The sequence below is a fragment of the Catenulispora yoronensis genome, assembly GCF_039531695.1.
GTDB classification, from domain to species: Bacteria; Actinomycetota; Actinomycetes; order Streptomycetales; family Catenulisporaceae; genus Catenulispora; species Catenulispora yoronensis.
In genome coordinates, this window is the sequence record NZ_BAAAQN010000123.1 from 1 (window position 1) to 6,679 (window position 6,679).

The 6,679-nt window shown below is 70.4% G+C and carries 7 protein-coding genes and 1 pseudogene; 6 read left to right on the forward strand and 2 right to left on the reverse strand.

Translation table 11 applies throughout. The annotated features are described in order from the left end of the window. From ABD481_RS46130 to ABD481_RS46135, 3 genes and pseudogenes are all read left to right on the forward strand, one after another. Nucleotides 1–215: Hsp20/alpha crystallin family protein (locus tag ABD481_RS46130; RefSeq protein ID WP_344672283.1), on the forward strand; the 215-nt coding region annotated here is incomplete at its 5' end. Nucleotides 216–316: 101 nt separating this feature from the next. Next, entirely contained in the window at nt 317–733 is a 417-nt protein-coding gene (locus ABD481_RS47575; RefSeq protein ID WP_425559440.1) for a J domain-containing protein, read from the forward strand. Between the two features lie 87 nt (nt 734–820). Continuing rightward, nucleotides 821–1,240: pseudogene (locus ABD481_RS46135) on the forward strand (DUF2267 domain-containing protein). Nucleotides 1,241–1,439: 199 nt separating this feature from the next. Here the strand turns inward: ABD481_RS46135 and ABD481_RS46140 are convergent. Next, the gene (locus ABD481_RS46140) at nt 1,440–1,700 is read right to left on the reverse strand and encodes a MerR family transcriptional regulator (RefSeq protein ID WP_344672288.1); all 261 of its coding nucleotides are present in this window, start codon (nt 1,698–1,700) and stop codon (nt 1,440–1,442) included. Nucleotides 1,701–2,818: 1,118 nt separating this feature from the next. Here ABD481_RS46140 and ABD481_RS46145 point away from each other — a divergent pair. The 3 genes from ABD481_RS46145 to ABD481_RS46155 all read left to right on the forward strand — a co-directional run bounded on the left by ABD481_RS46145 (nt 2,819) and on the right by ABD481_RS46155 (nt 5,715). Continuing rightward, the gene (locus ABD481_RS46145) at nt 2,819–3,022 is read left to right on the forward strand and encodes a cold-shock protein (RefSeq protein ID WP_344672284.1); all 204 of its coding nucleotides are present in this window, start codon (nt 2,819–2,821) and stop codon (nt 3,020–3,022) included. A gap of 831 nt (nt 3,023–3,853) precedes the next feature. Next, nucleotides 3,854–4,906 carry an ATP-binding protein gene (locus ABD481_RS46150; protein WP_344672285.1) on the forward strand — a complete coding sequence of 351 codons (1,053 nt, stop codon included), beginning with the start codon at nt 3,854–3,856 and terminating at the stop codon, nt 4,904–4,906. A gap of 182 nt (nt 4,907–5,088) precedes the next feature. Beyond that, entirely contained in the window at nt 5,089–5,715 is a 627-nt protein-coding gene (locus tag ABD481_RS46155; protein ID WP_344672286.1) for a hypothetical protein, read from the forward strand. Nucleotides 5,716–5,917: 202 nt separating this feature from the next. Here ABD481_RS46155 and ABD481_RS46160 read toward each other — a convergent pair whose 3' ends face one another. After that, nucleotides 5,918–6,310 carry an SsgA family sporulation/cell division regulator gene (locus tag ABD481_RS46160; protein WP_344672287.1) on the reverse strand — a complete coding sequence of 131 codons (393 nt, stop codon included), beginning with the start codon at nt 6,308–6,310 and terminating at the stop codon, nt 5,918–5,920. Between the last annotated feature and the right edge of the window lie 369 nt (nt 6,311–6,679).

Genomic DNA, 6,679 nt, shown 5'->3' on the forward strand with positions numbered 1-6,679 from the left:
CCACCGCGATCGGCGAGACCAAGGTCGAGATCTCCGAACGGCCCCTGGGCGCGTTCTCCCGCCAGCTGTTCCTCGGCGACACCCTGGACACCGACAACATCAAGGCCGACTACGACGCCGGCGTGCTCACCCTGCGCATCCCCGTCGCCGAGAAGGCCAAGCCCCGCAAGGTCCAGATCACCGCAGCCGACAGCCGCAAGGAGATCAACGCCTGACCGTCGCCAGACCCGCGGCCGCCGCACCCCGCCACGACGAGCAACCCGACTCCCTTCCGGGCGATGAGGGCAGCGGCGGCTGCAGGGCCCGCCGACGCCAGGTGCATCCGACGACCCAGCCACTGTTCCCAGCCGCAGCCCCAGGCCTGATTGCGATCCTCGGCGTCCGCTCGGATGCCGACAGCGACCAGGTGACCCGGGCATTCCGAACCCGGCTGCGGGCACTGCATCCGGACACCGCGAGCGACACCGAAGCCCAGGCGGCCAGGGAACTGGAAGCGGTCCTGGCCGCCTGGCAGGTGCTGCACGACCCGGCACGGCGGGCCGCCTGCGACCGGTCCCGTACTCCAGCAAGGCCGAAACCCCCGACACGACCACCCTCTCGGACGGCCGGAAGGACGGTCGGGGCCAGCCCGCTCACCGTCGGCCTCGCTGGGGCCGCCGCCAGGCCCGGTGCCGCGATGTGGATCGGGCTGCCGGTCTGGATTGAACACCGCCAGTCCCGCGCGGATCCCTGACCGGGCCGCTCACCGACCCCAGGCCCGGCTCGGCGAGCGGCCCACCTCGCGCCAGGCCCGAAATTAATTCACAGGAAGGGGAAGCCGATGGCCGTGAGGTGGGAGGCGTTCCTTACCGCCGTCCAGGACCGCGGCGCCTACCCCGAACCGTATGAAGCTGAGCGCGCGTCCCAAGTGGTGTTGGCGCTGCTGGGCGCGCATGTGGTCGGCACGGTGCGGGCCCAGCTGGCCGCCCAGCTGCCGGCGCGGCGACGTTCGCTTAGATTCTGCTCAACCCGCTGCAATCCACTGAGCCGCTGACCGCGGAGCGGTTCGTGCGGGCCACGGCCGCTTGGATCGAGGGCGCCACCGAGGTCACCGCGCTGTGGGACGTCGGCGGTGCTGTCCGTGGTCGCAGACGTGGCCGGCCCCGAATTGATGGACCAGGTGCTGATGCAACTGCCCGCCGACTGGCCGCCGCTGTTCGGCAGCCCCGAACACGCCGACGGTGGCTACACCGAACCCTGACCTTGACACGGCGACCGCTTGGACCCGGGCCGAAGTGTTTTGGTGCCAGACTGTTCGGCTTGGACCGATCCCACGTGCTTTCGGGGTCGGGGTCCCTGACCACTACGACAGTTCGTCAGGCTGTACTTGGCGAGGACGACCAGTTCCCGGGGCACCATGTTCTCTGTGGCGCTGGACGGCGGTCCTGAGCCGGGCGGGGTCACCCGTGGTCGGCTCGGCGCAGCTCGGTGTTGAGGCGTTGGGCTTCTTCGAGTTGGTCTTCCAGGATGATGATGCGGCAGGCGGCGTCGATGGGGGTTCCGGCGTCGACCATCTCGCGGGCGCGGGCGGCCAGGCGCAGCTGGTAGCGCGAGTAGCGGCGGTGACCGCCGTCGGAGCGCAGCGGGACGATCAGCTTGGCTTCACCCAGCGCCCGCAGGAAGGCGGGGGTGCTGCCGATCATCTCGGCGGCCCGGCCCATGGTGTAGGCGGGGTAGTCGTCATCGTCCAGCCGGTCGGCCGGGGTGGATCGGGTACTGCCTGTCACATGCACCTTCTTCTGAGTCTTGGCGGCATGCACGTGGAGGGGCCCGGTGCCGTGCGGCACCGGGCCCTAGAGGGTTCAACACCATCTACCTACCGGCGAAACGCGCCGGTCTACTTTTCCGCGTGACCGCCTGAGATTCGGCGGGGGTGCGGGGATCTTGGACTGCTGACCGGGGACCACCTTCCCATCCGGGGTCTGACCATCCCACCCGGACCAATGCACTGTCCGGGCGATCCTGATGGTGTTCGCTCCTGTTCTCTTCGTGTCCTGCCAAACGGGTATTGCGTCTTCACCTGCGGTACTGCTGACTGCACTTGCGGTACTTCACTTTCCGGCAGCCCCGGGTCTCATCGGCCCGGCCGTCGGCCCCGGCGCCCACCAGCTCTGGCCCCGGAACCCTATTGCCGTCCTGCCACTGCTCTCGCGCCAGTTCGTGTCTGCCGCGCCTGTTCACTACTGTGGTTACGACAGGAACACTACCCACAAGGGGTCTGGATGTCTACCCCAGTCACTACAGATTTTCGCTAGCAGTTGCCTGAGGTGCACTGGAGCGGGTCTGCACATGCCGTCTGCTGTGGAATCACTGGCAGCCGCATCCGGCCTGAGCAGGCCGGATGACGGCGTCCTGGACCCTTTGTACGCGGTCAGGCCGCTCCGGGATCCGCTGAGACGGGCGGCCGGTTCGGGTCGGCCGATCGGGTGACAGGTTGCCGATGTGCCTGCGCAGCAGCAGATGGCGGTCGCCTGCAAGACGGTTGCCGCGTGCCGGGCCGGTGTTGGTTCCCGGAAATCATCACCGGCGCTTGGCCCCGGCTCGCTGTGAGGCGACGCGGGGGCCCCTCCTGGCCGAAACCGGCCCCTGCGAGACCCTGCGAGTGGTACCGTTGCGCTTGTTGCAGTTGTGGTTCCCATGAACTTGTGTGCGCCTGTCGGTTGTAGCCGACAGGCGCATCTTTGTTTTCCCGGTGCGAGTTCCGGGGTGGTCGTCATCGCGGCGGCGCGAAGCGCGCGCAGTGCGGGTTTCGGTACGGCCCCACCAAGGAGACGCATAGATGGCTGTCGGCACCGTGAAGTGGTTCAAGGCGGAGAAGGGCTTCGGCTTCATCGAGCAGGACGGCGACGGGCCCGACGTGTTCGCCCACTTCTCGAACATCAGCGCCGAGGGCTTCGGCGAGCTGGCCGAGGGTCAGCGGGTCGAGTTCGAGGTCGCGCACAGCGCCAAGGGCCCGCACGCCGAGAACATCCGCCCGATCTGAACTCCCCGCGGCTTTCTGCGCGAAGACCTTGTTACCGGGCTTGGGCCCGGCGTTACAGGAATCCCTCTGGGGTTCATCGGGCGCTGCATATCAGGGTTCGCCGATTGCGTGGCCGGCGGCCCCTGTCGTGGGCTGTGTTCCGGTTCTCGCCGGCCGAACTGTCCTGCTGATGTTTTCGCTGGTGATCGAAGGTTGCACCGCCCGGCCGCCGGATGGCTGTCGTGCCCCTGGTGGCCGGGGCGGCTGGTCGGACGCGGCCGCGGTTGCCGCGTCCTTCCGGGGACACAAGGGAGCTGGAAGAAATTAGGTCGTGACGTCGCGTGTCGGCACGGTGCTGTGTGGTACGCATAGCCGGCGCCCTCCAGATCTCTGATCAGGCTTCCGACCGGTTTGCGCAGGTAGCTGGCCGGACGAATAGCTCGCAGAGCTGTCGATGTACCGCTTCGACCCAGCCGGTGGCAGCCCAACCATGCGGCTGATCCGCACGGCCATCGAATACACCGGCTATCCCGATCCGCGCACCTGGCTGGTGGCCAACCCAACGCAGCGAGGACCGACGGACAGCCATACCAACTCTTCGTCCAGGTACAGGGCGAGTACATCGAAGAGAAGCACCGCAAGCCGGTCACGCACAGCCAGAGCGACGCCCCTACCACAAGGCCAAGCCCCGACACACCGACGTCACGACCTAATTTCTTCCGGCTCCAAGGCCCCACGCACGACTGGCACAACCCCCTTCGATTCACCTTCCACTACGGAGACGATCATGGGCTACAGCAATGCTGATAGGAAGCGCTGTGTGCTCACGGTGTGCGCCGGCGGGTTCGTGCGGTGAGTTTCCTGTTGCTGGAGACCCAGGACGTCGCCTGGTTCCGCGACGACCTGTCCGGCGCCCGGGGTGCCGCGGCGCGGCTGGCCGGGCGCGTCGGGCTGGACGGGCACCGGGTCGGCCAGGTCGCACTGGCGGTGTCGGAGGCCGCCTCCAACCTGGCCAAGCACGCCGTCGCAGGGGCGATCGTGCTGCGGGTGGTGCGGACCGCGCAGCACGCCGGGGTCGAGTTCCTGGCCGTGGACAGCGGGCCGGGAATGGCGGACGTGGCCGCGGCGATGCGCGACGGCCGCTCGACGGCCGGAACCCTGGGCATTGGCCTGGGTGCGATTGTCCGCTCGGCCGACGTCTTCGATCTGCACTCCGCTGTCGGGCACGGGACGGTGATGCTGGCCCGGTTCTGGGCTCGGGACGCCTCCGGCCGCCCGGAGCCTGGCTACGATCTGCCGCGGGCCGTGGTGGAGGGGGTGACCCGGCCCATCAGCGGGGCGCTGGAGTGCGGGGATGGCTGGGCGGCGCGCCTGGACGACGGCACGCCGGCGCCCGGGCAGGGGGCGGCGGTGTTGGTGATGCTCTGCGACGGGCTCGGGCATGGCCCTTTGGCGCAGGTGGCGTCCCGGGCCGCGCTCCGTGCCTTCCGCACCGGCCGTGGCCGGTTGCCGGAGGAAGTTGTCCAGGAGGTCCACCAGGGGCTGGCCGGGACGCGGGGCGCCGCGGTGGCCGTGGCCCGCGTCGAGCCGGAGGTAGCGCGGGTGCTGTTCTGCGGCGTCGGCGACATCGCCGGGGCGATCGTGACACCTGCGTCCAAGACCGGTCTGCCAGCGCAGCCCGGCATCGCCGGACGCCAGATGCCCGCCCTGCGCACCTCCACCCACCCGCTGCCGACCGGCAGCGCACTGGTCCTGCACTCCGACGGCCTGACCGGGCGGTGGGGCCCAGACACCCTTGCCGGGACCCTTGGACACTCCCCGGCGGTGATCGCCGGCCACCTGCTGCGTATCGCCGGCAAATACCACGACGACGCCTGCACCGTCGTGGCCGCAGGACCCTGGTAGGCGCAGGACGCCGGCCGGCAACCTGCCGTCGACAGGTCATGGCAGCAGATGAGGACGCACCCCCGATCACGGCGCCGCCTACCCACGCGACGGACACGCACCGCTGGTCCCGACCCCGCCAAGAAGCGATATCTTCCCACGTCAACGACGTGGCCACCCAGAAAGACAGCAGGCCGACAGCCATGGACCCCAGCACCGACACCGCACCCCCCGCAACACCGGGGACCGACCCCGTGGACAGCACCGCCGACCGCCCGGCATCCTCCGGGTTTCAGCTCACCACCGGGGAGCGCACCATGCTCGGCGAGATCGCCGCCGTCATGCTGCACCCCACGCTGCCGCCGCAGGCCACGATGCGCCTGCAACTGACCTACGGCCGCGACCAGAGCCCACCGCTGGTCGAGCACTTCAACGCCGGGGAGTACCTCGGGGAGCTCCTGGGCATCGGGGCGGCGGCGATACTGGCCCGCGGCTGGCAGGTCGGCGACGCTCTGAACGAGGACGACCTCGCCGAGATCGCCTCGGCCGTCGACGACACCTGCACCGGGCTGCTGGCCCACGACCTGCACCTGGCCCAGGACACCGCCCCGCGGGAACTGGCCCCCGAGTTCCTGACCCGGGCCAACATGCTCGCCTCCGGGCAGTTCGCGGCAGTCCTGCGCGACCAGGCCGCCTGGGCGCTCCAGTCCGCCGCCGCGTACATCCGCGCCACAGCCGATGGCGGCGAACTCACTGCCGGGCAATGGGCCGACGCCGCTGTCGACAACCGACGCGTCGCCGGCCGACACGGCGCACCCCTGCCGGGCTGACCGCAGCCCCCGCACGCCCGCAACGCAGATCGCCGGGACGGCCGTACCCGCGGCATCGGCACGATCGGGCCGCCGGGTCCGCCCGTGACGCAGCGCTGGGGCACAGCGCCCGGGGCCGGCCGACGAGCCGCCCGGGCGGGGCCGCGCACGGCCTTCGGGGGCGCGCGATCCGATCCGGTGCCCTGCGGCCCGGTCAGGGCGCTTACACCGCCGCGGTCCGGATGGCCATCGCGCGCAGCGCGTCGGCCAGGAACTCGGCCAGATCCGATGTCCGGGCCTCCAGCCGGCCCGGGCGTCCGTCCGTGTCCTGGGCGTGGCCCAGCAGGATCCTCTCCCGCTGTTCCCCGGCGGTCCAGACCGTCATCGGCCCGTGCTCGGCGACGCCCGGGGGCGGCTGGACCACTCCGGCGGCCAGCAGGTCCAGCCCGAACCTCCAGAACACCTGCTCGCCGTCCCGGCGGAACCCGACCCGGACCGACCACGGTGCGGCAGCAGCCCAGTGCAGGTCGGCCAGGACCGGGACCGGCGACCCGCCCGCCCGGGCCGTCTGGACGTGCGCCATCGGCACCTGCCGCTCGATCACTGCTGCGCGCATACGGCGCTACACCCCTCCTGCCGTCCGGCGTGATACCGGCACTCCCACGCCACGCCCCTCCTGAGCCCCCGATGGTCGTCCTGGACCCCGATGCGGTTTGGGACCATCACAGGACCAGCGCGCCGGCCGAGCCCCTGTGGTGCGGCGCACGCGTGGAAGGGCCCGGTGCCTTGCGGCACCGGGCCCACGGGGTTCAACACCATCTACCTACCGGCGAAACACGCCGGCCTACTTTTCCGCACGCCGCCTCGGGGGGGATAAGGCGGGGCTGCGGGGATCTCGGAGGTGTGACCGGAAATCACCTTCCCATCCGGGGACCGACCTGCCCACCCGGGCTTCACCTGCGCCCGGGCGATCCTGATGGTGTTC